This is a genomic window from Pseudodesulfovibrio halophilus DSM 5663 (genome assembly GCF_059568665.1).
Map to the genome: position 1 here is coordinate 264,241 of NZ_JCANTV010000009.1, position 22,913 is coordinate 287,153.

Below are 22,913 nucleotides of genomic sequence, written 5' to 3' on the forward strand. Positions count from 1 at the left end.
CCATGGAATTTCCCGTATGGCAACTGACGACCCTCGGCGGAGGGTTCTGGATAGCGCTTATTTCCGTGGTTCACGTCTACGTGGCGCAGTTCGCCGTGGGCGGTGGGTTGTTCCTCGTGGTCATCGAGCGCATGGCGCGCAAGTCCGGCTCGCAGGAGTTCATGGACTACGCCAAACGCAACTCGAAGTTCTTTCTTTTGCTGACCATGGTCTTCGGCGCCGTTACCGGCGTTGCGATCTGGTTCACCATTGCCCTGCTCGCTCCGGACGCCGCGTTGACGCTGATTCACCAGTTCGTCTTCGGCTGGGCCACGGAGTGGGTGTTCTTTCTGGCCGAGATCGTATCTCTGCTGATCTACTATTACGGCTGGGAGCGTCTCAGCGCGCGTAACCACCAGATCATCGGCGGGCTGTACTTCTTCTTCGGATGGATGTCGCTGTTCATGATCAACGGCATCATCGGTTACATGCTCACCCCCGGCGAATGGCTTGAGACCGGCAACTTCTGGGATGGCTTCTTCAACCCGACCTTCTGGCCGCAGCTTGTGTTCCGCACCGCGCTCTCCGTGACCTTCGCCGGCCTGTTCGGTTTCGTCACCGGCACGCTTATCAAGGAGGACAAGGCCCGCGGCACCGTGGTGCGCACCTGTGCGGCGTGGACCGTTGTCGGCATGGCGCTGGTGGCGCTCACCGGATGGTGGTACATCAACGCCCTGCCGCCGGAGCAGTACCAGCTCGCCATGGAACAATCCGCCCGGGTACAGTGGTTCATGAACAGCTTCTGGTGGATAGGCATCGCGGTTCTCGTTGGCGGGCTGCTGCTCGGCATCCGCATGCCCCGCAGCCTCGGCTTCCCAGTCGCCCTCGTGGTGCTGCTTCTGGGCCTCGGGCTCACCGGCAGCTTCGAATCCATCCGAGAGGCCGCACGCAAGCCCTACATCATCTGGGGCGAACGCTATTCCAACAGCATTCTGCCCGAGCAGATGCCCGAGATTAACGAAAAGGGATTCCTCAAGACCGCCAAATGGATTCCCACCGACCTCCGAGAGGTCACCGGCCAAAACGAACTCGAGGCCGGGCGATGGCTCTTTCAGTACCAGTGCGCATCATGCCATTCCATCGGCGGCCCCATGAACGATATCCTGCCGCACACCGACAAATACACCGAGGCCGGTTTCGACGCCTTCCTCTCCGGCATGGGCAAGATCAGCCGCTACATGCCGCCGTTCGCCGGAACGCCGGATGAACGCGCCGCACTTGCCGCGTACATAGTGCGCGACCTGCACGATCTTGAGCCTGGCGAGCTGGCCTTTGCCGAGCCCGGCGAAGCCGAGGTTCCCGAGTACGACCCTGAAGAGTCGGAGTTTGTCCTGTTCGCTTGGGCCGACAAGGGACTGCGCTTCGTTTCCGAATCCGGCGTCATCCGCCTGCGCCCCGGAGGCGAGACCCTCAACGCCTCGCTCATTTACCGCGGCATGCTGCCGGAGATCGTCTCCGAGGGCATGAGCGTGGAGTACGAACTGGAAGAAGGGTTCCCTGAAGCCTCGGGCACCATGACACCCGGCGACTACGGCGGATTCAAGGCCGAAGGCATCAAGGTCGAACCGTACTCCGATGAAGGCTACTCGCCCTACCCCGTCGCCACTGTCACCGCCAGAGACGAGAACGGGGAGGTGGTCGCGCAGACCAAGGCCGTCCTTCCGGTGGGCATGCGCATGGGCTGCAACAACTGCCACGGCGGCGGCTGGCAGAACGACGAGGAAGAGGCCGGGCTGTCCGCCGACACGGCCATGGACATCCTCATGGTGCATGACCGCATCAACGACACCTCCCTGACGGAGCAGGCTGAGTCCGGTGAGGTGGTGGACTGCGCCGCTTGTCACGCCGATCCTGACATTGATGAAGACGGCAGAGACGACATGCTCAACCTGTCCGCCGCCATGCACGGTTTCCATTCGGTATACCTCAAGGACCGCGGACAGGACGCCTGCAACTTCTGTCATGAGACCCCGATGTATCGCGGCATTCACGCCGACATGGGCCTTGAATGCGTTGCCTGTCACGGCGACATGACCACGCACGCAGGGTCGCTGCTGCTCGCCGAACGCGAGGCAGGCGTCGAGGCCGCGGACAAGCTCCTCGCGGTGCTTGAGCCCGACGAAGAGTTCGTGCAGCCGCGCAAGCCATGGCATCAGGAGCCCGACTGCCTTTCCTGCCACGAGGAGTTCGCCGCCCCGTACAATGTGGATGCGGCCAACCAGTGGACGGAAGAGAAGGCCGGCCTCTACAGCCAGCGCTACGGCGACGTGGGCGCTGTCCGCTGCGCCGCCTGTCACGGTTCTCCGCACGCCGTCTATCCCGCCATGTATGACCGCGACAACATGCAGCCGCTGCAGTATCAGGACAATCGCCGTCCCATCGGCGCCGGGAACTGCTCGGTCTGCCACACCATGGAAATGGACTACCCGGCCCACCACCCCGGCATGGGGCTGGAGGAATAGAGCCAATACGCAAAGCCCCCCGCGACCTTGGTCGCGGGGGGCTTTCTTGTGCGGCAAGACAGTGTCGGCGGTTGTTAGCCGAGCAAGTCCTTCTTTCCTTCCACGAGGTCGGTGATGACGCCGGGATCGGCCAGCGTCGAGGTGTCGCCGAAGTCGTCCTGATCTGCGGCGATCTTGCGGAGCACGCGACGCATGATCTTTCCGGAGCGGGTCTTGGGCAGCCCGTCGGCGAACTGGATGACCTCCGGCGTCGCGATGGGCCCGATCTCGCTGCGGACCCATTTCTTGAGTTCCGCGCGGATTTCATCGGATTCCTCTTCATCGGACTTGAGCGTCACATAGGCGTAGATGGACTGGCCCTTGACCTGATGCGGCATCCCGACCACCGCGGCCTCGGAGACGGCCGAGTGCGCCACGAGCGCCGACTCGATCTCCGCCGTGCCGAGCCTGTGGCCGGAGACGTTAATCACGTCGTCGAGGCGGCCCATGATCCACATGTAGCCGTCCTTGTCGCAGCGTGCGCCGTCGCCGGATTCGTACATGCCCGGGAACCGCTCGAAATAGGTTGACTTGAACCGCTCGGGATCGCCGAAGACCCCGCGAAGCATACCGGGCCACGGCTTATCCACCACGAGGTGTCCGCCTTCGTCGGGATCGGCAGGCGAACCGTCCGCGCGGACGACTTTTGCGGAGACCCCCGGCATGGGCCGCGTTGCAGAGCCCGGCTTGAGCGGCGTGGCATAAGGCAGCGGCGAGATCATGAAGCCGCCCGTCTCGGTCTGCCACCAGGTGTCCACAATGGGCAGTTTCCCGCTGCCGATGTGCTGATGGTACCACATCCACGCCTCCGGGTTGATGGGCTCGCCCACGGAACCAAGGATGCGCAGGGTGGACAGGTCGTAATTCTGCGTCCACGACTCGCCCTCACGCATGAGCGCGCGAATGACGGTGGGCGCGGTGTAAAACAGGTTGACCTTGAACTTCTCGACGATCTGCCAGAAGCGGTCCGGCTTCGGGTAGCTGGGCACGCCCTCGAACATCAGCGAGGTGGCTCCAAGGCAGAGCGGTCCGTAAAGGATATACGAATGGCCGGTGATCCAGCCGATGTCGGCGGTGCACCAGTAGACGTCGTCCTCCTGAAGGTCGAAGACCCACTGCAGCGTGTGCGCCGCGTACGTCAGGTAGCCGCCCGTGGTGTGCACCACGCCCTTGGGCTTGCCGGTGGAGCCGGAGGTGTACAGGATGAACAGGATGTCTTCCGCGTCCATCTCCTCGGGCGGGCAGTCGCCGCGCACATCGTCTTCGCCAATGACTTCGTGCCACCAGCGATCTCGGCCTTCGACCATTTCGACGTCGTTTCCACCGCGCTGGACCACCACGACCTGCTCCACCGACGGGCAGTTCTTGCAGGCTTCGTCCGCGTTGGGCTTGAGCGGGATGGTTTTCCCGGCACGGATGACAGCATCGGCGGTGACCAGCACCTTCGCTTCACAGTCCTGAATGCGAGACTGGAGCGATATTGCCGAGAAACCGGCGAAGACGACAGAGTGCATGGCCCCGATGCGCGCGCAAGCCAGCATGGCGATGGAAAGCTCCGGCACCATGGGCAGGTACAGCGCTACGCGGTCGCCCTTGCGAACGCCCATCTTCTTCAGCGCGTTGGCAAACTTGCAGACCTCGGTGTAGAGCATCTGATAGGTATAGACCTTCACGTCCTCATCCGGTTCCCCCTGCCAGATGAGAGCGGCCTTGTTGCGCCTGCCGTTTTCGATGTGCTTGTCGAGGCAGTTGTAGGAAACATTCAGCTTGCCGCCTTTGAACCAGCTGATTTCAGGCTTGTGGAAGTCGTACTCCAAAACCTTGTCCCACGGCTTGAACCACGAGACCAGCTCATCCGCGCGTTCCGCCCAGAATCCTTCCGGATCCTCGTCCGCGCGTTTTTCCAGTTCCAGCAGCTTGTCATACCCCTGCACATGGGCGGTTTCGGATTTCGACGGCTGAAAGGTTCTCCCTTCCTTCATCATGCTCTCAATGGTGCGTTCTTCACTCATTGCAACTCCTCAAATCTTGCCGTTATCAAAACCGGCCCGAACGGCGGACCGCAATCCCCAGTGTCATGATGCAAAAGGCATCATTGCTGACTGTACTTCTATATGAAGGATTTTCAAAGCAGGGACTGTTATTAGGTGAACGGTTCAAATCCATGGGGTGAACGGTACGCTACCGGTTGAATGACGTCAGGTCGCCGTGAGCGGCACAATTAATCGACATGAAAAAACGGCGGCCTTCCATGAAGACCGCCGTGATCGAGATGTCGTTACCGATTAAGGCTAGGTAAGGCTGTTGCCCATGCCCTGCGCGCGCGTACCGCCGCCCTCGGCCATTCCGGCCTTACTCTGAAGCTCTTCGAGTTGGTGCTGCAGTTCGGCTATTTCTGACTGCTTGGCCTGAATCAGCTGGCGTTTCTGTTTTTCCGGCATGTCGCTCTGCTCCAGCTCCTCAATCTCCTTTCGCAGCTGTTCGATACGCTCCTTGATGCGCTCTACCATGGGATCTCCCCCGGTATCGTACTGCTCGCCCTGCTTGGCAAGGCGCTTTCCCTCCTCGGAAAGGCTGACGCGGTCGATTCCCAGCGGATTGGATTTGTCGCGCTCCTCGCTCCCGTAGCCGGTGGGGCCCACGTGCAGCTGCGTCGCCGATTCAGCTTCCTGCATGACGGTGTTTTTGAGGCCGCTTTCGACTTTCATTGCTCCCTCCATGGCGTTTCAAGATTCATATCGTCAGAAATGGGATTCCCTTTAGAGAGAACACAATTTTCGGTAGGCCCTGATGCTCCATTCGTTTCATTATGCACAAAAAGACCGACACGGTGATCCGTGTCGGCCCTGAAATGAAAACCCCGCCGTGGGGCGGGGAATTACACGATCTAGTTGTCGCCGAGCGAGACCTGAAAGGCCAGGGAGTAGAGGTGGTCGAAAAAATCGACGTACTCGACAGGGATGTGCGGCGGCACCTGAATCCGGGCCGGAGCAAAGTTGATGATGCCCCGAATGTTGGCCTCCACCAGATGGTTGGCCGCACGCTGGGCGCGATCCGGCGGAGTGGTGATGATGCCTATCTCCATTCCCAGTTCGGGGGCCCGCTCCTTGAGATGCGTCGGACAGACGATCTCCATACCGGTAATTTCCTTACCGATCTTGTCAGGGTCACAATCGAAGGCGGCCTTGATATGGAAGCCGCGCCGAGCGAAATCCTGATGCTTGAGCAGGGCCGTACCGAGATTTCCCACACCGATCAGCGCGCAGTTCCATGCGCGGTCAATGCCTAGCGACTCTTTGATGGAAGAGATGAGTTCCTGTACATAATACCCCACCCCACGAACGCCAAATTCGCCGAAGTAGGCGAGGTCTTTGCGAATCTGGGAAGAGTTGACGGAACAGGCCCGGGCCAGTTTCTCGGAGGAGATGACCTCGACCCCGTCGCGCAGGAGGTTTTCCAGTACCTGAATATAAACGGCAAGCCTGCCGATAGTCGCTTTGGGTATGTGTTCGCTTTTCATTATCTCGTATTGCCTACGCAAGCATGTGAAACATATAACAAGTCTATACTGAAAAAAGGGAGGCCGAAGCCTCCCTTCGATAATCCAATTACCGGATCCCCATTAGGCGAACGGGTTCAGGAAGAGGAGGATCAGGCAGACAACGAGGGCGTAAATAGCCAGGGACTCGATGAACGCCAGACCGAGGATCAGGGTGGTGGTCAGCTTGGAACCGGCTTCCGGGTTGCGGGCGGTGCCTTCAACGGCGCCCTTGAGGCCCATGCCCTGACCGATGCCGCAGAGACCGGCAGCCAGGCCCATGCCCAGAGCGGTTGCGTAAGCGACGGAAGAGCCGAGAGCGGCGCCGTCGGCAGCGAAGGCGGCGGTAGCAACCAGGGTCATGGCCACGGTGGCGAAGAGAGTCTTGAGAGCTTTCATTTTAGTCCTCCAAAAGATTATTATTGATTGTGGTCAAATGACCGTTTCCCCAAATTTGGATGAAGTCCTTGTTCCTAATGCGCGTGGTCCAGAGCGCCCTGCAGGTAGATCATGCCGAGCATGAAGAAGATGAAGGCCTGAATGGTCTTCGCGATCAGGAACAGGAAGTAGATCGGCAGCGTGCTGTAGATGGGCGCCAGCATGAAGAGCAGCACCAGCACGATTTCCTCACCGCGGATGTTGCCGAACAGACGCAGCGTGAGCGAAAGCGGGCGAACGAGGTGGGAGATGAGTTCCAGAACCAGCATCAGGGGTGCCATAACAGGAACAGGCCCCATGAAGTGCTTGATGTAACCAGGGCCCCATTTACGGATGCCGTGGAAATTGTAGTAAGCGAAAAGGAAAAGAGCCAGGGCAGCGTTGGTCTGCAGGTTCGCCGTGGGCGCGTCGCAGCCCGGGACCAGCCCGATGTAGTTCATGGTGAGAATGAACAGGAACAGGGTGATCAGCACGGGGAAAACGCGACGACCTTCCTCGCCGATGTTGGCGACGACAAAGTCCTCGAGACCGCCGATGATGACTTCGAAAACGTTCTGCAGGCCACCGGGGACCAACTGCAGACGACCGCGAACGAGCAGCGCAAGGGTGAACAGGATGAGCATTGCAAGCCAGGTGTACCAGACGTGCAACTCAATGAACTCCAAATGCAGCGCGTTGCGCAGGATTTCCATGTACAAAAGGGGATGCGGAAGTCCGCCACCTATTGCCATATCCTTTGCCTCCTTAAAAACTAGCCTTTAGTTCGCCCGAAATACACCAGCCCCCAGGCGGTGATGGTCACCACCACGGTGGAAAGCCCCAGCAGCAGGCTCCAGACGGGCACCTGCCAGACTCCGATCAGCACATACAGGGCGATGCCGCTCAGAATCAGCTTTCCGTAGAATATCAAAAGCAGGGTCAGGACCGCTCCGCTGCGAACATGCACCAAAATCTGACCCACTCGGGCAAGGGCCCAGAAATTGAGCGTGGCAATCACGGCTCCCGCCATGAATGCCAGCGACCACTCCGAAAACGCGCCCATAACAAGCAGCGCCAGTGATGACGTTGTCGCCACCATCAGTTGACTTCTCATGAGACCGCGGACTTCCGCATGCTGAAATCCGTGCCTGAACAAGAATCGATCAAGCGCCCGGATCATCCGCGTCTCCGTCTTCGGTTTCCCGCTTTTGCAGGCTCTCACGGCCACGTTCCTCCTCCCTCTCGATCTTCTTCAAGTCCTGAAAGACCATCCTGAAACCAGCAACAATGCCGAGGATCAGAAAAAGTATGATCATCCAGGGCCTGACCCCCCAGCCGAACGTCTCGTCCAGCCAGTCGCCGAGGAAGTATCCCATGGCCAGCCCGACAAATGTCGAGGACACTATATGAAACCCGAGCACCCCTGCGGGGCCCCCGACCTTCATCATGTCCTGCAATCTGTCTTTTTTAAAGAACATGTCGTCTTGCCCGACCTTCACCTTTCACCGGCGCGAACCCGACCGGAGAAAAACCGGTTCGTGCAATCCTTCACAAGTTGACTGGAACTACCACAGTCAACCGATTCGCGTCAATGCGTTTTTTCGTTTCACACAGGCATTTATTGAATGCATCCGAATAGCTGCGAGGCCCGCCGATTCAGGCTCGAAAACATTGGGAATATTTTCACGATCAGCGCGCAACACTTGATAATCCTCTCGCGCGAGCATACTCTAAAGAAAATTTAGATTTTGCAAGGGGGCCTCTCATGGCTTTACGAATTCTCATCGCGACATTTTTCTTCTGTCTGGCCTTCGGCTGCGCCCGACAGCACATTTACTCCAGCGGCAACGGACAGGCAACCCCCGTTCGTACGGAAAAACCTGCTGCAGGCACCGCAGAAGGGACGGCATCGCCCAAAACGGCCGCCGACACGGGAACTTCCGAGAACACGACATCCGAGGCGACGGCCCCCGCCTTTACCGAGTCGAGCATCACGGAGGAACCCGTGGGTCAGGAGGCTTCCGCAAAGCGCGAAACAACTGAAGCGTTAAAGCCGGAGGAATCCGTGGCCGCCGTTAGCGCTGTCAGGGACGACTCCGAGACCGCTTCGGAGCCACGCACAAAAGAAGAGTCCCACACCGACGAAGCCGTCGCCGGCGGAGGACTCTATTTCATTCAGGTGGGCGCGTTCGAAGACCCGGGAAAAGCCCGCAAAGTGCTCGCCACCCTTATGTCGGACGGCTACACGGGATCACGCATGATCAAGGACGCGGGCCTCTACAAGGTTCAGGCCGGAGGCTTTACCGACGAGCAGAGCGCCAGGGACGATCTCGACCGGTTCCGGAATCAGTATCCGGGGAGCTTCCTTACCCGTTGAGTTCCGCGCGGAACTTGCGGGAGAGCCTGAAGACCACGACCTTGCGCGGCGGCAGGGTGATGGTCTCGTTGGTCTGCGGGTTGCGGCCCTTGCGCGCCTTCTTGGCGTAGGCTTCGAACTTTCCGAACCCGCTGACCAGCAGCGCGTGATCCTTTTTGATGGACAGCTTCATGATGTCCAGAATGGATTCCACGAGATCCTTGATCTCGGCCCGGTTCTTGTCCGTGCGCTCGTAGATGTAGTCGACGATGCCGGCTTTGGTGAGCGTCTGCCCGGTCATGGGGTGGCCTCCGTTTCTTCTGGTTTATTTGGCACGTGCGGCAATGCGCTCGGCGAGCTGCCGCATCTCCGCGTCATCCCCGTAGGGCTTCTGCGGCCACAGTTTGAGTCCGTCGTCCTCGAAGCGCGGGATCAGATGAAAATGCACATGGGGAACCAGCTGCCCCGCTGCTTCGTAGTTGTTCTGCATGAGATTGAGGCCCTGAGCCCCGGTCTCGATCTTCACGGCGTCCGCCACGGCTTTCACGGCCCTGAGCAGATCCTCGCCGAGCTCCGAGGGAAGGTCCCACAGCGTCTCGTGGTGCGCTTTGGGGAGAACTAGGGCGTGCCCCGCGTTCACTGGAGCAATGTCCAGAAAGGCCAGCACTGTCTCCGATTCGTACACCTTTGCGCAGGGAATCTCCCCGGCCGCTATGCGGCAGAAAATGCAATCTTGAACCATGACGCTCCTCGTTTCCGCCCTCGTTCATAACGAGAGAAAATAGGCAGTTAATCAAGGTGTTAACCGACCGGGCTTTTTTTAGCAAGCCCGTGCGATATATTTTCCGGAATAATCACAAAGACTCGCATCCGCGCCACACATGTTCACACGTTGCGGACTCCGGAGCGAGTCCGTTCGATAATAGACTGGATAAACTGGAACTATTCCGGAGTCAACCATTTAGGCTTCCGGAAGGACGCTTTGTGCGCCGGGCTCAGGAAAGCGGGCGGTATTCGGGGACGAGTTTCCGCAGGACGCTGCGAATCGCCTGCGCGTCATGGTCTCTGGCGGCTTCCGCCAGACAGTCGAGGTGGTCGAGGAGGGTTTCGGGCGCGATGTGCCGGTCCGTGTCCAGAACCATTATTTTCTCATGCTCGGTCCGGACCACGTCCTCGCCCTCGGTGATGAGCTCCTCGTAAAGTTTCTCCCCTTCCCGAAGGCCGGTATACTCTATGCGCAGGTCTTTGTCCGGCTCCATGCCCGAGAGACGGATCAGGTCGCGGGCCATGTCCACGATGCGCACGGGCCTGCCCATCTCAAGCACGAAGATTTCCCCGCCGCGTCCGTTCTCGACCATGCTCCCGGCCTGAAGGATAAGCTGCGCCGCCTCCGAAATACTCATGAAGTAGCGCGTCACGTCGGGGTGGGTGACGGTGACGGGGCCGCCGTGCTCTATCTGCTTGCGGAACAGCGGCACCACCGAACCGCTGGAGCCCAGCACGTTGCCGAAACGAACGGCCATGAACCGGGTGCCCTGCCCCTGATAGTGTCGCATGAGATGCTCGGTGACGCGCTTGGTGGCGCCCATGACATTGGTGGGTCGCACCGCCTTGTCCGTGGAGACCACCACGAAGCGGTCAACGCCGTGCTTCACCGCGGCCTCCATGGCGCAGCGCGAGCCCAGCACGTTGTTGTGCACGGCCTGCCACGGGCAGCGCTCCAGCATGGGAACGTGCTTGTACGCGGCGGCGTGAAAAACGACCGCGGGCCGGTGCGAGGCAAAGACCGCGTCCAGAAGCGACTGGTCGGCGATGTTTCCCAAAACCGTTGAGTACCGGGTGAAGCGGAACTCGTGGCGCAGCTCCATCTCGATGGAGTGCAGGTTGTATTCTGAGGCGTCCACCAGCACCATGTGAGCGGGGCCGAAACGCACGATCTGGCGGCAAAGCTCCGACCCGATGCTGCCGCCGCAGCCGGTCACCAGCACCACGCGGTCCTCGATGTACCCGCGGATGCGTCCGGTCTCGAGGCGCACCTCCGTCCGCCCGAGCAGGTCTCGGTAATTCACTTCGCGTAGGCTGCCGAGGCTGACCTTGCCGTCCACGATCTCGCTCATGGGCGGCAGCACCTTGTGCGGCAGCCCGGTGGCCTTGCACATATCCACCAGTCGGCGCATCCGCTCGGCCGAGAGGTTGTTGGAGACAGTAATGAAAATTTCTTCGGGGTCGTACGAGCGCACCACCTCCGGCAGGTCGTCCACGGTTCCCAGCACTGAAACGCCGTGAATGGTCCGACTGAGCTTGGAACGGTCGTCGTCGAGAAAGCCGATGACCACGCCCACGGACGGATCGGCCTGAATGTCGCGCAGGATGCGTTCACCGGAATCACCGGCTCCGATGAGCAGCAGCCGGCGCGGCGCGGCCTTGGGCAGACGCATGGACTCGCCCCGGGCGTACATGGCCCGGATGGCCAGCCTCAGGCTGCTCGCCATGACCGTGGTCAGCCCCCAGTCCAGCAGGAAGACGCTACGGGGGTAGCCTTCGAAATTCTGACCGAACGCAGCGGCCGCGATCACCAGCCCGCTTTGCAGGACCGTTACCTTGACCAGCCGCCAGAAGTCGTCGAGGCTGGTGTAGCGCCACATGCCCCTGTACATGCCGAAGAACAGGAAAAGCAGTGACTTGAGAGGCACGCCGAAGGCGATCATCTGGAACATTCTTTCGACGTACTGCGACGGGATGTCGAAATCGAACCGCAGAGAGAATGCCAGCAGCACGGACAAGGTGAACACCACCATGTCCCCGACCAGCATGAGCCAGAAGTTCATGTTCCCGAAGTTCGCCAGCCGTTTCATGCCGCGCACCCCTTCACGATGTCCGCGATCAGGGCAAGGTCCTCGTCGCTCATGGCGGTGCCGGACGGCAGGCAGAGCCCCCGACGGAACAGGTCCTCGGACACGCCCCCGCCGTAAATCCGCGAGGAGGCGAAAAGCGGCTGAAGGTGCATGGGCTTCCAGACCGGGCGCGACTCGATGTTGAACGCCTCCAGCGCCAGCCGCACGGCTTCCGGCTGTGCGCCGAAGGCGCCGTCAAGGGTCATGACGGTCAGCCAGCGCGTGGCGGCGCTCCACTCCGGTTCGGGCATGAAGTCGACCCCGGGCAGCTCGCCGAGCTCGGTCCGGTAGAAGTCGAAAATTTCGCGCTTGCGCCTCACCCGTTCCGGCAAAACGTCCAGCTGGCCGATGCCGATGCCTGCCAGCACATTGCTGAGGCGGTAGTTGTAGCCGAAGGTGCTGTGCTCATAGTGCGGCTCGGGCTCGCGCGCCTGCTGGGAGAACCAGCGGACACGCTCGGCCAGCGGCTCGTCGTCGGTGCACAGCATGCCGCCGCCCGAGGTGGTGATGATCTTGTTTCCGTTGAAGGAATAGGCCGCTGCCAGCGCGCCCTTTCCCGCGTGGCGCCCCTTGTAGAGCGCGCCCACGGCCTCGGCCGAATCACAGACCACCGGGATGCCGTGACGGCCCGAAATCTCAAGGATCGCGTCCAGATCGCAGCTCTGGCCGTAGATGTCCGTGGGTATGACCGCGGCCACCCTGCGGCCCTCGGCGGCGAGGCGGTCGAGCGCCTGTTCAAGCAGCGCGGGGTCCATGTTCCACGATTCGGTGTCCGAGTCCACGAATACGGGCTCAGCACCGAGGAACAGCGCAGGCGTGACAGAGCCTATGAAGGTCAGCGTGGAAAAAATCACCACATCGCCCTCTCCGGCCCCGAGACAACGCAGCGCGAGATGCAGCGCCCCGGTGCCGCTGCTCAACCCGACAGCGTGGCCGAACCCCGACAGATCCGCGAAGCGCTGCTCGAACTCCGCAAGCTGCGGGCCGAGCGGCGCGATGAAGTTGGAATCAAAGGCGCGGTGCACCTGATCGAGTTCCGTGCCGCCCATGTGCGGCGGCGAAAGATATATGCGCTTGCGTTCCATTCTCTATTGTTCCTGAGGCGGCGCCGGGCCTCCGGCGACCATGATTTCAGCGGACACATCGCCAAGGCGCCGGGCCCTGACGGGGACGCCCAGACCGGTGCAGTCGGCGATGCAGCGGCAGACGCCTGTTTCAGCAAAGCCTCGAACACGGTCCACGCTGAATGCGGTCACGCTCCGCAAGGGAGGTCTCCTGTGCCGGGGAGGCGTCCGAAGCGGCCAGTCTTCCTCGCATAAATATTCATGAACGAACAAACAGGTATCAGAACAGGGTGATTCAGGCAACGAACTTGCCGCCCCAGCCCGTGACCGGTGCGGACATTCCGGTCATCCCCGCAGCACCGGACGGCCAGATTCGGAGAAGCACCGCCGAAAGACCAGCCGAGTCACCAGCACGGAACCGATGGCCGTGGCAGCCACCAGCATGAGCATGACCACTATCTGGTAGCGGATGGAGACCAGCGGGTCCGCGCCCGCAAGAATCTGCCCGGTCATCATGCCCGGAAGGAAGACCAGCCCCACGCCCATGAGCGAGTTGATGGACGGAATCATTCCCGCCCTGATGGCATCTGCCATGATGCCGCGCGCGGCCTCGTACGGAGTGGCCCCGAGGCACAGCTGCATCTCTATGACCTCGCGGCGCGCCTTGAGTTCGGAGAACATGCGCTCCAGCGACAGGGCGATGGCGGACATGGAGTTGCCCACGATCATCCCCGCCAACGGGATGAAGTACTGCGGTGTCCACCACGGCTTCGCGCCCACGATGACGCCTACCACCAGAAACGAGACCAGCCCGTAGGAGATGAACATGGACAGAAACGTCGGGATGCCCACGGGGACGGCGTATCCCTTCACCCTCCCCCGCACGAGATGCGCGGCGGTGGCGGTCATGATCAGGAACAGGCCGATGACCGGCCCGGCCATCTCCAGCGCGAACACGAACTTGAGCACGTAGCCCATGGCGAAGAGCTGGGCCACGGCGCGCACGGTCCCCACCAGCAGGTCCCGCCCCAGCCCGAGGCGATACCAGAGGGACGCGGCTCCGGCAGTGAGCACGAACACGAGGCACAGGCAGAGCTGCCAGAGGCCGATGTCGATGACCTGAGCGCTCATGCGGAAAGCTCCGTGCGGCCCTCGGCGAGGGTCAGCCGGTGGGTGGCCTGCGCGGGCTCCCGCTCGGAATGGGAAATCATGAGCACCGTGCGGTCCTCGCCGAAGAACCTGTCGACCACTTCGAGGACCACCTCCGCGCTGTCCGCGTCCAACGAGGCCGTGGGCTCGTCCAGCAGGAGCACGTCCGGCACGGTCATGAGGGTGCGGGCGAGGCAGAGGCGCTGCGCCTGCCCCACGGACAGGCCGGAAGCGTCCGCGTCGAGCGAGACGTCGTAGAGCAGCAGGGAGTCCAGCATGGAGCGCAGGCTTTCGCCGTCCGGCACCGGGATGTCGGCGTTGACCCGGAACCCGTAGGGCAGCAGCAGATTCTCGCGCACGGTCCCCGGAACCATGTTCGGGGTCTGGTGCACGTAGGCCACGGAACGCCGCAATGCTTCGGGCTTCATGTCGGCGTACGGGGTGTCGCGAAAGAGGATACGGCCTGAGCCGGGCTCTTCGAGGCGGCAAAGCAGCCGCAGCAGCGTGGACTTTCCGGCGCCGGACGGGCCGCGGACAACGACGTATCCGCCCTTCGGGACGGACAGGTCGGCGTGATCCAGCACGGGACGGCCCCCGGGATAGGCGAACGAGACGCCCTCCAGCCTGATGTCGCTAGGCACCTTCCGAAGTCTCCATGCGCTTCTCTATGAAATCGAGAAACTTGGCGGCTTCTTCATGGTCGGGATTGATGAGCAGCGCCTGCTGGAGCTGGTCCTTGCACTCCTCGGCCTGACCCTTTTCAAAGTAGGCGCGGGCCATGTTGTAGTGAAGATTCTCGTCGGAATCCGTCATCTCCACGGCGCGGGCGTAGTAGTCCACGGCCTGTTCGTAGAGTTTGGATTTTCTGAGGTTGATGCCGAACTCGTTGAACAGGTGCTTGTGCTCCGGCGAGAAGGCCGCGTCGAGGGTGACGAGGCGCTTGAAAATGTCGTTGGCCCTGTTGGTATCGCCGCGCTCCATGTAGGTCAGCCCGAGGCCGAAGTTGGCGCGCACGTTGTCCTCGTCGATGTCCAGCGCCTGCTCGTACTCGAACTGCGCGCTGTAGAGGGCGCCGTCCTTGCGCTGCTGCTCGGCGCGTTCCAGAGTGGCGTCCAGCTCGCGCATGCAGGGGTAGACTTCCTTCTGATAATACTCCGGCTCGGGGCTGAAGCGTTCGAGAAAGTCTTCCTTGGGCACCTCGGTCTTTGGCCCGGACGGAATGTTGTGCTTGTTTAGCGGCTGCACCTCAACCACGTCGCCGTCCGGCCGCTCGATGGCGTACCAGTACATCTTGCTGATGGTCTTGCGCGAGGTGGTGCCCGTGCCGACTTTTTCCACGTTCTGCGTGGAAAAAAGACCGGAAATCCTTCGCTGGCCGCCGTTTTCGGCGTTCAAGTCCATGCCCGCGGTGTCGTCGCCGGCGACGTTTTCCCTGCCCACTGATCTTCTCCTGAATATGCCATGAAACACGGTCGTGCAGATTCGGATTATACGCAATCCGGCCACCCGTTCAAGCATGGTAAAGTAACAATCCGTCCCCGGCAAGAGGGGCCCGCCCCTCGTGACTTTTGCCACGGATTCGGGTAAACGCCCTGCTTACGGTAGAGGTTTCACTGACAAACGCCGGCAGGAGCCGGTCGCCGGGCCGGGCCCGGTGGAAAAGGAGGATCCGTACATGGATAGCAAGATTGGCGACCGCATCAAGTCGTTCCGGGAAAAGCAGGACATCACCGTTGATGAACTTGCCGAACGCACGGGGCTCGAAGCCGAGTTCCTCAAGGCCGTTGAAAGCGACGACATGTACCCCTCCCTAGGACCGCTACTCAAGATCGCCCGCGCCCTCGGCGTGCGGCTGGGCACCTTCCTCGACGACCAAGTCAGCCGCGACCCGCTGGTGGTCCGTCTGGACGAGCGCGAGGAAGAGCTCACCATGCACCGCCACAAGGACGTGGCCGAATTCAAGTACTACTCCCTCGGCAAGGGAAAGAGCGACCGCCACATGGAACCGTTCTTCATTGAAATACTTCCGGAATCCGGTGAGGACAAGACCCTGTCCTCCCACGAGGGCGAAGAGTTCATCATCGTCCACTCCGGCCAGCTCTCCGTGACCTACGGCAAGGAAGAGTCCGTGCTCGGTCCCGGCGACAGCATCTATTTCAATTCCATAGTGCCGCACAACGTCTCGGCCCACGGCGACGAAAAGGCCGAGATATACGCCGTGCTCTATTTCCCCGAATAGCCGAAGGAGCAGCAATGCATCGAGAACAACCGCTTCGCGAAATAACGCTCGGCCAGATTCTGGACGAGACCGTCGAGCAGTACCCCGATCAGGAGGCCGTGGTCTATGTGGACCGCGAGTTCCGCCTGACGTGGAAGGAGTTCGGCGAGCTGGTGGACGACCTCGCCAAGGGCCTCATGGCGCTGGGCGTGAAAAAGGGCGAGAAGGTCGCAGTCTGGGCCAACAACGTCCCCTACTGGGTGGCCCTGCAGTTTGCCACGGCCAAGATCGGCGCCGTGCTGCTGACCGTGAACACGCACTACCGCACCCACGAGCTGGAGTACCTGCTCCAGAACTCGGAGTGCGAGAACCTGTTCATCATCGGCCAGTACCGCGACCACGACTACCTCTCCACCACCTACGAGCTCATACCGGAACTTCGCTCGCAGGAGCGCGGCAGGCTCAACACCAACCGCTTTCCGCACCTCAAGCGCGTCTTCTACCTCGGTCTGGAGAAGCACCGGGGCATGTACAACATCCCCGAGATCATCGGCATGTCCGCCGTGGTCTCCGAGGAGGAGTACGCCCGGCGGCAGGAGTCGCTCGACCCGCACGACGTGGTCAACATGCAGTACACCTCCGGCACCACGGGCTTCCCCAAGGGCGTGCAGCTCACGCACTACAACATCGGCAACAACGGCTACTGGATCGGCGCGAACATGAACTATTCCGCCGAGGACAGGCTGTGCCTGACCGTGCCGCTGTTCCACTGCTTCGGCTGCGTGCTGGGCGTGCTGGCCTGCGTGAACCACGGGGTGACCATGGTCATCCTCGAGGACTTCGACCCCATGCAGGTCATGGTGGCCGTGGAGCAGGAAAAGTGCACCAGCCTCTACGGCGTGCCCACCATGTTCATCGCCATCCTGCAGCACAAGATCTTCGACAAGTTCGACTACTCCTCGCTGCGCACCGGCATCATGGCGGGCTCCCCCTGCCCGGTGGAGGTCATGAAGCAGGTGATCGACCGCATGAACATGAGCGAGATCACCATCTGCTACGGCCTGACCGAGACCAGCCCCGTCATGACCCAGACCCGCATCGGCGACACCATGCGCCAGATGACCGAGACCGTGGGCCGCTCCATGCCCGAGATCGAGGTCAGCATCGTGGACCCCGAAACCGGGGAGGAATGTCCGGCCGGGGTGCAGGGCGAGGTCTGCTGCCGGGGCTACAACGTCATGCGCGGCTACTACAATAACGAGAAGGCCACGGAAGAAACCATCGACCAGAACGGATGGCTGCACTCCGGGGACCTCGGCGTCATGGACGAGGACGGCTTCCTGTCCATCACCGGCCGCCTCAAGGACATGATCATCCGCGGCGGAGAGAATATCTACCCTCGCGAGATCGAGGAATTCCTCTACACCATGCCCGGCGTGCAGGACGTGCAGGTGGCGGGCGTCCCGAGCGATCGCTTCGGCGAAGAGGTCGGCGCGTTCATCATCCTGCAGGAGAACGCCGACATGCAGCCCGAGGACGTCAAGGACTACTGCCGCGGCAAGATCGCGCGGTACAAGACGCCCAGATACGTGGCCTTCGTGGACGAATACCCCATGACCGCCAGCGGCAAGATCCAGAAATACAAACTCAGGGAAATCGCCGGGGATCTGTTTCCCGACGCATAACCCGCGGGACCGCCCGGCGCAGTGGCCGGAAGGCGCCCCTCGGCGCCTGACCCGCATTTGACAATAGACGATACCGCCGCCCCGGAGCCTCCGGGGCGGCGTTTCACGGCAACGGCATCCGGGCCACACGGCCCGGCACAGGAACCCGAACCGCTCAAAAGGAGCGACCATGGCCGAACAGCAATACAAGGAGATCGCGGCGAGACTCTCGGGCCTGCGCGACGACATGGGCTGGACCGTCGGCGAGATGGCGGAAATGCTCGGCAGAAGCGAAGGCGACGTAAACCGCTTCGAATCCGGCACCGAGGAAATCCCGGTGGGCTACATGCTCGACGTGTCCCGGCTGTGCAAGGTGGATCTGACCACCCTGATCTCCGGACGCGAGCCGCACCTCAAGTCCTATGCGGTGGTCCGCAAGGGCGAGGGCTTCGCAGTGGACCGACGCGAGGACTACGACTACAAGAGCCTCGGCTACAAATTCGTGGGCCGCGAAATGGAGCCCTTCCACATCCGCGTGCCGCCCAAGTCCGAAGCCGAAATGAGCGAAGTCAGCCACAAGGGGCAGGAGTTCATCTACATGCTCGAAGGGCGTCTCGAAATCCGCATCAACGGCGAGTCCATCGCGCTGGAACCGGGCGACAGCTTGTACTTCAACTCCGAATCCCCGCACGCCCTGCGCGGACTCAACGACGCCGACGCCGTTTTCATCGACGTGATTCTATAGGGCTGGCCGCTAGGTCCGCCCGCACCAAGCCCCGCAACCATTGGTACGACTGCGACCCGACAATGAGTCAACCCTACGGAATCACGGAGTGATACGATGAATAAGAACGAATACGCCGACTACAGGGACTTCTGCGAGAACTATACGCTCGAAGCGCCCGAGAACTTCAACTTTTCCTACGACTTCCTCGACAAGACCGCCGAGGCCGACCCGACGCGCACCGCGCTGGTGCACGTGGACGACGCGGGCAACCGCACCGAATACGATTTCGCCTTCTTCCGCGACCAGTCCATGCGGCTGGCGGATGCGCTGGTCAAGCGCGGCGTGAAGAAGGGCGACCGGGTCATGATCATCCTGTACCGCCGCGTGGAGTACTGGACCACCATGCTCGCCCTGCACCGCATCGGCGCGCTGCCCATCCCCTCGCCCTCGCTGCTGACCACCAAGGACATCGTCACCCGCGTCAACTACGCGAAGATCTCCTGCGTCATCTGCGAGGACACCGTGGCGGACCGCGTGGAGGCCGCCCGCGACGAGTGTCCGGGCCTGAACCTGCTGCTGCAGCTCGACGGCCAGCCCGCCGACGGGTGGGAGTCCTTCGGCAAGGTCGTCACCGAGGGCACCCCGGACTTTCCGCGCGCCGAGAACGCGCCCGGCGGGGACGACCCCATGGTCATCTTCTTCAGTTCCGGCACCACCGGGCTGCCCAAGATGGTCCTGCACCGCTTCGACTATCCGGTGAGCCACTTCACCACCGGGGCGCACTGGCACGACCTTGAACCCGGCGACCTGCACCTGACCCTGTCCGACACCGGCTGGGCCAAGTCGGTCTGGGGCAAGTTCTACGGCCAGTGGATGGCCGGGGCCGCCGTCTTCGTCTGGGACTTCCGCGGCAAGTTCGAGCCCTCGGACCTGCTGGACATCCTGAGCGAAAACAAGGTCACCACCTTCTGCGCGCCGCCCACGGTCTACCGCTTCCTCGTGCGCGAGGACCTGAGCGGCTGGGACCTCTCCGAGCTGCGCCACTGCACCACCGCGGGCGAGCTGCTCAACGAGTCCGTCTTCCACAACTGGAAGGAGGCCACCGGCCTGCCCATCTATGAAGGATACGGCCAGACCGAAACCACTTTGCAGATCGCCACCTTCAAGTTCATGGAACCCAAGCCCGGCTCCATCGGCCGTCCGGTTCCCGGCTGGGAGATCGCCCTGCTCGACGAGACCGGCGCCCCCGTGCCGCGCGGCGAGGAAGGCGAAATCTGCATCCGTATCGACAAGCCGGTACTCGGCCTGTTCGACAGCTACATGGACGAGCCCGAAAAAACCGCCTCGGTGAAATTCGACGGCTGGTATCACACCGGCGACAAGGCGTGGGAGGACGAGGACGGCTACATGTGGTTCATGGGCCGCACCGACGACCTCATCAAGAGCTCCGGCTACCGCATAGGTCCCTTCGAGGTGGAATCCGCGCTCATCACCCACGAGGCCGTGGTGGAGGCCGCCGTCACCGGCGTGCCCGATCCGGTCCGGGGCATGGCGGTGAAGGCCACCGTGGTGCTCGCCAGGGGCTATGAGGGCTCGGACGAGCTGACCAGGAGCATCCAGGCGCACGTGAAGTCCGTGACCGCGCCGTACAAGTATCCACGCATCGTGGAATATGTTAAGGACCTGCCCAAGACCATATCGGGCAAGATCAAACGCAAGGAGATCCGCGAGGCGGATCTGAAGAAATATCAGTAGCGGCGTCACCCGGGACCGGAGCGCTCCGGTCCCGGGAGAGCCGCGGAGGCAAGCATGGCCGACAACATTCTCATCCTCGACGACGAGAAGAACTACCTTCTGATCCTCGAAAGCCTGCTCGAAGACGAGGGCTACTCCGTGACCGCGCTCTCGGACCCGGAAACGGGCCTGGCCTACCTCGAAGACTCCGAGGTGGACGTGGTGCTCACGGACATGAAGATGCCCAAGCTCACGGGACAGGACGTGCTGGAACACGTCAAGAAACGCTATCCGCACATTCCGGTGATCATCATGACCGCGTTCGGCTCCATCGAGTCGGCGGTGGAGGCCATGCGCATCGGCGCCTTCGACTACATCACCAAACCGTTTGCCAACGAAGAGCTGCTGCTCACCCTGTCCAAGGCCGCGTCCTATGCCCGCACGCAGCAGGAGAACGTGCGCCTTCGCCAGCAGATCAAGGAGCGCTTCGGCTCGGGCAACATCATTGCCCGCGGCCGTGGCATGCAGCAGGTGCTGGAGATGGTGCACCGCGCCGCGCCGAGCAAAAGCACCGTGCTCATTCAGGGCGAGTCCGGCACCGGCAAGGAGCTCATCGCCCGCGCCATCCACGAGTCCAGCCCGCGCGCGGACAAGCCGTTCGTCTCCGTAAACTGCATGGCCCTCAACGCCGGCGTGCTTGAATCCGAGCTGTTCGGGCACGAGAAGGGCTCCTTCACCGGCGCCACCTCCATGCGCAAGGGCCGCTTCGAACAGGCGTCCGGCGGCACTCTGTTCCTCGACGAGATCGGCGAACTCAGTCAGGAGGTGCAGGTCAAGCTGCTGCGCGTGTTGCAGGAGCACCAGATCGAGCGCGTTGGCGGCGGCGAGACCATCGACGTGGATGTGCGCGTGGTGGCCGCCACCAACAAGAATCTTCAGGAGGCCGTGACCAAGGGCGAGTTCCGCGAGGACCTGTTCTACCGCCTGAACGTGGTCTCCCTCTTCCTGCCGCCGCTTCGGGAACGCCGCGAGGACATCCCGTTTCTGGCCCAGCATTTTCTCGACAAATATTCCAAGGAAAACCAGATCGAGTTTTCCGGATTCTCCGGCTCGGCCATGGACTACCTCACCGCTTACGAGTGGCCCGGCAACGTCCGCCAGCTCGAAAACGTGGTGGAACGGTGCACGGTTCTGGCCCGCGGCGATGTCATCGAGGCTGAAGACCTGCCCCCGGAGATCAAGGACGAGGAGTCCCAGTTCAAGAGCGCAGTGGACCTGCTCCCCGCGCGTTTGAACCTTGCCGAAACCATGGACAAGATAGAGGGTGCTCTGGTAAGGCGCGCCCTCGTCCGGGCCGACTTCGTGCAGGTCAAGGCAGCCGAGATGCTCGGCCTGTCAAAATCCAACCTGCAGTACAAACTGAAAAAATACGGCCTGGCAGGCAAGAGTAAATGATCATACTGGACAAGCCATACGTCTCGAATTTCCTGAAGTGCAGCGCGTCGCGCCAGAACCTGCCGGTGCTCGACACCGCGCAGGCCCGCGCCATGGCGGGCGACGCCGACCTGCGTTTCACCCCCAAGTCCGCCTTCTTCCCGGAGGCGCGGACATCGCGCATCTACGCCAACTCCGAGAACAGCCTCGACCTCATCATGCGCGAGCTGGGCGACAGCCCGGTGGCGGAGATGATCGAGACCTGCAAGGACAAGGCCCTGTTTCGCGACACCATCGCGGACATGTACCCCGACTATCATTACACCCGCCTCGAAGTGGACGAGCTGGAGGACTTCGATCCGTCCAGCATGCCGCTGCCGTTCATCATCAAGCCCGCGCGCGGCTTCTTCAGCCTCGGCGTGCACCGGGTGGAGGACGATGACGAGTGGCCCGAGGTGAAGGAAGCCATCCTGCGCGAACAGGACCGCCTGAACGACCAGTACCCCTCCGAGGTGGTCAACGCGGGCACCTACATCGTGGAGGAGGCCGCCGGCGGCGAGGAATACGCCGTGGACGTCTACTGGGACGACGGCGGCTGGCCCGTGATCATCAACATCCTGCACCACCCTTTCGGCTCGGCCGACGACGTGAGCGACCGGCTCTATTACACTTCCGACGAGGTGATGCACCGCATGCTCGGCCCGGTGACGGAGTTCACGGCCCAGCTCGGCAAGACCTGCGGCTTCCGAAACTTCCCGGCGCACGTCGAGTTCCGGCGCAAGAAGAACTCCATGCTGCCCATCGAGGCCAACCCGCTGCGCTTCGCGGGCTGGTGCGTGGCAGACATAACCCGCCACGCGTGGGGCTTCGACCCGTACGAGTTCTACTTCACCAACCAGCGTCCGGACTGGCCGCGCCTGCTGGAGACCCGCGCGGGCGTGACCACGGCCATGACCATCGGCGACGTGCCCGAGGACGTGGACCGCAAGGCCATGACCGGCTACGACCATGACGCCTTTGCCGCGCTGTTCGACAAGGTGCTGGAACTGCGGGACATCGACTGGAAGAAGTACCCGGTATTCGCACTGGCCTTCTCCCAGACCGCCAACGCCAACGTGCCCGAGCTGTTCAACATCCTCAGGGAAGACTTCCGCAAGCTGTTGCTGTAGACTGCGCAG

23 protein-coding genes are annotated in these 22,913 nt (G+C 61.8%); 8 read left to right on the forward strand and 15 right to left on the reverse strand.

The genetic code is table 11. The annotated features are described in order from the left end of the window. Window positions 1-2: 2 nt before the first annotated feature. The gene (locus tag BR24_RS06055) at window positions 3-2,501 is read left to right on the forward strand and encodes a cytochrome ubiquinol oxidase subunit I (protein ID WP_496540596.1); all 2,499 of its coding nucleotides are present in this window, start codon (window positions 3-5) and stop codon (window positions 2,499-2,501) included. Window positions 2,502-2,575: 74 nt separating this feature from the next. On the opposite strand, the gene acs is transcribed toward BR24_RS06055, so the two are convergent. From acs to BR24_RS06090, 7 genes are all read right to left on the reverse strand, one after another. Continuing rightward, window positions 2,576-4,552 (reverse strand): acetate--CoA ligase, encoded by a 1,977-nt coding sequence (acs, locus tag BR24_RS06060; RefSeq protein ID WP_496540597.1) that lies wholly within the window; start codon window positions 4,550-4,552, stop codon window positions 2,576-2,578. Window positions 4,553-4,831: 279 nt separating this feature from the next. Continuing rightward, on the reverse strand, window positions 4,832-5,248 hold the full coding sequence (locus tag BR24_RS06065) for a hypothetical protein (protein WP_496540598.1): 417 nt from the start codon (window positions 5,246-5,248) through the stop codon (window positions 4,832-4,834). 179 nt (window positions 5,249-5,427) lie between these two features. Beyond that, a complete protein-coding gene (locus tag BR24_RS06070; protein ID WP_496540599.1) occupies window positions 5,428-6,060 on the reverse strand; it encodes a redox-sensing transcriptional repressor Rex in 633 nt (210 codons plus the stop codon). Window positions 6,061-6,162: 102 nt separating this feature from the next. After that, the gene (locus BR24_RS06075) at window positions 6,163-6,477 is read right to left on the reverse strand and encodes an ATP synthase F0 subunit C (RefSeq protein ID WP_018124328.1); all 315 of its coding nucleotides are present in this window, start codon (window positions 6,475-6,477) and stop codon (window positions 6,163-6,165) included. A gap of 74 nt (window positions 6,478-6,551) precedes the next feature. Then, entirely contained in the window at window positions 6,552-7,241 is a 690-nt protein-coding gene (gene atpB / locus BR24_RS06080) for a F0F1 ATP synthase subunit A (protein WP_496540760.1), read from the reverse strand. Between the two features lie 26 nt (window positions 7,242-7,267). Further along, the gene (locus BR24_RS06085) at window positions 7,268-7,609 is read right to left on the reverse strand and encodes an ATP synthase subunit I (RefSeq protein ID WP_496540600.1); all 342 of its coding nucleotides are present in this window, start codon (window positions 7,607-7,609) and stop codon (window positions 7,268-7,270) included. A 49-nt stretch (window positions 7,610-7,658) separates the two neighbouring features. Beyond that, window positions 7,659-7,973: an AtpZ/AtpI family protein gene (locus BR24_RS06090; RefSeq protein WP_496540601.1), complete on the reverse strand. Its 315-nt coding sequence runs from the start codon at window positions 7,971-7,973 to the stop codon at window positions 7,659-7,661. A gap of 287 nt (window positions 7,974-8,260) precedes the next feature. Between BR24_RS06090 and BR24_RS06095 the strand changes: the two genes are divergently transcribed. Continuing rightward, on the forward strand, window positions 8,261-8,872 hold the full coding sequence (locus BR24_RS06095; RefSeq protein ID WP_496540602.1) for an SPOR domain-containing protein: 612 nt from the start codon (window positions 8,261-8,263) through the stop codon (window positions 8,870-8,872). On the opposite strand, the gene BR24_RS06100 is transcribed toward BR24_RS06095, so the two are convergent. The 8 genes from BR24_RS06100 to BR24_RS06135 all read right to left on the reverse strand — a co-directional run bounded on the left by BR24_RS06100 (window position 8,862) and on the right by BR24_RS06135 (window position 15,398). Then, complete coding sequence (locus BR24_RS06100) at window positions 8,862-9,152, reverse strand: integration host factor subunit alpha (RefSeq protein ID WP_018124323.1); 291 nt, start codon at window positions 9,150-9,152, stop codon at window positions 8,862-8,864. The two genes, BR24_RS06095 and BR24_RS06100, sit on opposite strands and share 11 nt — an antisense overlap. Window positions 9,153-9,176: 24 nt before the next feature. Further along, window positions 9,177-9,593 carry an HIT family protein gene (locus tag BR24_RS06105; RefSeq protein WP_496540603.1) on the reverse strand — a complete coding sequence of 139 codons (417 nt, stop codon included), beginning with the start codon at window positions 9,591-9,593 and terminating at the stop codon, window positions 9,177-9,179. 253 nt (window positions 9,594-9,846) lie between these two features. After that, a complete protein-coding gene (locus BR24_RS06110) occupies window positions 9,847-11,706 on the reverse strand; it encodes a polysaccharide biosynthesis protein (protein WP_496540604.1) in 1,860 nt (619 codons plus the stop codon). Next, complete coding sequence (locus BR24_RS06115) at window positions 11,703-12,830, reverse strand: DegT/DnrJ/EryC1/StrS family aminotransferase (RefSeq protein WP_496540605.1); 1,128 nt, start codon at window positions 12,828-12,830, stop codon at window positions 11,703-11,705. Before BR24_RS06115 ends, BR24_RS06110 begins: the two co-directional genes overlap by 4 nt. 3 nt (window positions 12,831-12,833) lie before the next feature. Continuing rightward, window positions 12,834-13,010 carry a hypothetical protein gene (locus tag BR24_RS06120; protein ID WP_496540606.1) on the reverse strand — a complete coding sequence of 59 codons (177 nt, stop codon included), beginning with the start codon at window positions 13,008-13,010 and terminating at the stop codon, window positions 12,834-12,836. Between the two features lie 144 nt (window positions 13,011-13,154). After that, complete coding sequence (locus BR24_RS06125) at window positions 13,155-13,940, reverse strand: ABC transporter permease (protein WP_496540607.1); 786 nt, start codon at window positions 13,938-13,940, stop codon at window positions 13,155-13,157. Continuing rightward, window positions 13,937-14,599, reverse strand: coding sequence for an ABC transporter ATP-binding protein (locus tag BR24_RS06130; RefSeq protein WP_496540608.1), 663 nt, complete (start codon window positions 14,597-14,599; stop codon window positions 13,937-13,939). The genes BR24_RS06125 and BR24_RS06130 overlap by 4 nt, the downstream gene beginning before the upstream one ends. Next, on the reverse strand, window positions 14,592-15,398 hold the full coding sequence (locus BR24_RS06135; protein WP_496540609.1) for a tetratricopeptide repeat protein: 807 nt from the start codon (window positions 15,396-15,398) through the stop codon (window positions 14,592-14,594). The genes BR24_RS06130 and BR24_RS06135 overlap by 8 nt, the downstream gene beginning before the upstream one ends. 235 nt (window positions 15,399-15,633) lie before the next feature. Between BR24_RS06135 and BR24_RS06140 the strand changes: the two genes are divergently transcribed. The 6 genes from BR24_RS06140 to BR24_RS06165 all read left to right on the forward strand — a co-directional run bounded on the left by BR24_RS06140 (window position 15,634) and on the right by BR24_RS06165 (window position 22,904). After that, on the forward strand, window positions 15,634-16,197 hold the full coding sequence (locus tag BR24_RS06140; protein ID WP_496540610.1) for a helix-turn-helix domain-containing protein: 564 nt from the start codon (window positions 15,634-15,636) through the stop codon (window positions 16,195-16,197). Between the two features lie 14 nt (window positions 16,198-16,211). After that, window positions 16,212-17,861 (forward strand): AMP-binding protein, encoded by a 1,650-nt coding sequence (locus tag BR24_RS06145; protein ID WP_496540611.1) that lies wholly within the window; start codon window positions 16,212-16,214, stop codon window positions 17,859-17,861. A 169-nt stretch (window positions 17,862-18,030) separates the two neighbouring features. Continuing rightward, window positions 18,031-18,585, forward strand: coding sequence for a helix-turn-helix domain-containing protein (locus BR24_RS06150; RefSeq protein ID WP_496540612.1), 555 nt, complete (start codon window positions 18,031-18,033; stop codon window positions 18,583-18,585). A gap of 96 nt (window positions 18,586-18,681) precedes the next feature. Beyond that, window positions 18,682-20,322, forward strand: a complete 1,641-nt coding sequence (locus BR24_RS06155; RefSeq protein WP_496540613.1) for an AMP-binding protein — start codon at window positions 18,682-18,684, stop codon at window positions 20,320-20,322. A 54-nt stretch (window positions 20,323-20,376) separates the two neighbouring features. After that, window positions 20,377-21,756, forward strand: coding sequence for a sigma-54-dependent transcriptional regulator (locus BR24_RS06160; RefSeq protein WP_496540614.1), 1,380 nt, complete (start codon window positions 20,377-20,379; stop codon window positions 21,754-21,756). Continuing rightward, entirely contained in the window at window positions 21,753-22,904 is a 1,152-nt protein-coding gene (locus BR24_RS06165; protein WP_496540615.1) for an ATP-grasp domain-containing protein, read from the forward strand. The genes BR24_RS06160 and BR24_RS06165 overlap by 4 nt, the downstream gene beginning before the upstream one ends. Window positions 22,905-22,913: the final 9 nt, after the last annotated feature.

Bases quoted from the DNA above. Each gene is read 5' to 3' on its own strand.
- BR24_RS06115 (WP_496540605.1), bottom strand. From the start codon at position 12,830: ATGGAACGCAAGCGCATATATCTTTCGCCGCCGCACATGGGCGGCACG.
- BR24_RS06145 (WP_496540611.1), top strand. From the start codon at position 16,212: ATGCATCGAGAACAACCGCTTCGCGAAATAACGCTCGGCCAGATTCTG.
- BR24_RS06055 (WP_496540596.1), top strand. From the start codon at position 3: ATGGAATTTCCCGTATGGCAACTGACGACCCTCGGCGGAGGGTTCTGG.
- BR24_RS06150 (WP_496540612.1), top strand. From the start codon at position 18,031: ATGGCCGAACAGCAATACAAGGAGATCGCGGCGAGACTCTCGGGCCTG.
- BR24_RS06085 (WP_496540600.1), bottom strand. From the start codon at position 7,609: ATGAGAAGTCAACTGATGGTGGCGACAACGTCATCACTGGCGCTGCTT.
- BR24_RS06075 (WP_018124328.1), bottom strand. From the start codon at position 6,477: ATGAAAGCTCTCAAGACTCTCTTCGCCACCGTGGCCATGACCCTGGTT.
- BR24_RS06095 (WP_496540602.1), top strand. From the start codon at position 8,261: ATGGCTTTACGAATTCTCATCGCGACATTTTTCTTCTGTCTGGCCTTC.
- BR24_RS06110 (WP_496540604.1), bottom strand. From the start codon at position 11,706: ATGAAACGGCTGGCGAACTTCGGGAACATGAACTTCTGGCTCATGCTG.
- BR24_RS06165 (WP_496540615.1), top strand. From the start codon at position 21,753: ATGATCATACTGGACAAGCCATACGTCTCGAATTTCCTGAAGTGCAGC.
- BR24_RS06125 (WP_496540607.1), bottom strand. From the start codon at position 13,940: ATGAGCGCTCAGGTCATCGACATCGGCCTCTGGCAGCTCTGCCTGTGC.
- acs (WP_496540597.1), bottom strand. From the start codon at position 4,552: ATGAGTGAAGAACGCACCATTGAGAGCATGATGAAGGAAGGGAGAACC.
- BR24_RS06160 (WP_496540614.1), top strand. From the start codon at position 20,377: ATGGCCGACAACATTCTCATCCTCGACGACGAGAAGAACTACCTTCTG.
- BR24_RS06090 (WP_496540601.1), bottom strand. From the start codon at position 7,973: ATGTTCTTTAAAAAAGACAGATTGCAGGACATGATGAAGGTCGGGGGC.
- BR24_RS06065 (WP_496540598.1), bottom strand. From the start codon at position 5,248: ATGAAAGTCGAAAGCGGCCTCAAAAACACCGTCATGCAGGAAGCTGAA.
- BR24_RS06100 (WP_018124323.1), bottom strand. From the start codon at position 9,152: ATGACCGGGCAGACGCTCACCAAAGCCGGCATCGTCGACTACATCTAC.
- BR24_RS06070 (WP_496540599.1), bottom strand. From the start codon at position 6,060: ATGAAAAGCGAACACATACCCAAAGCGACTATCGGCAGGCTTGCCGTT.
- BR24_RS06155 (WP_496540613.1), top strand. From the start codon at position 18,682: ATGAATAAGAACGAATACGCCGACTACAGGGACTTCTGCGAGAACTAT.
- BR24_RS06140 (WP_496540610.1), top strand. From the start codon at position 15,634: ATGGATAGCAAGATTGGCGACCGCATCAAGTCGTTCCGGGAAAAGCAG.
- BR24_RS06105 (WP_496540603.1), bottom strand. From the start codon at position 9,593: ATGGTTCAAGATTGCATTTTCTGCCGCATAGCGGCCGGGGAGATTCCC.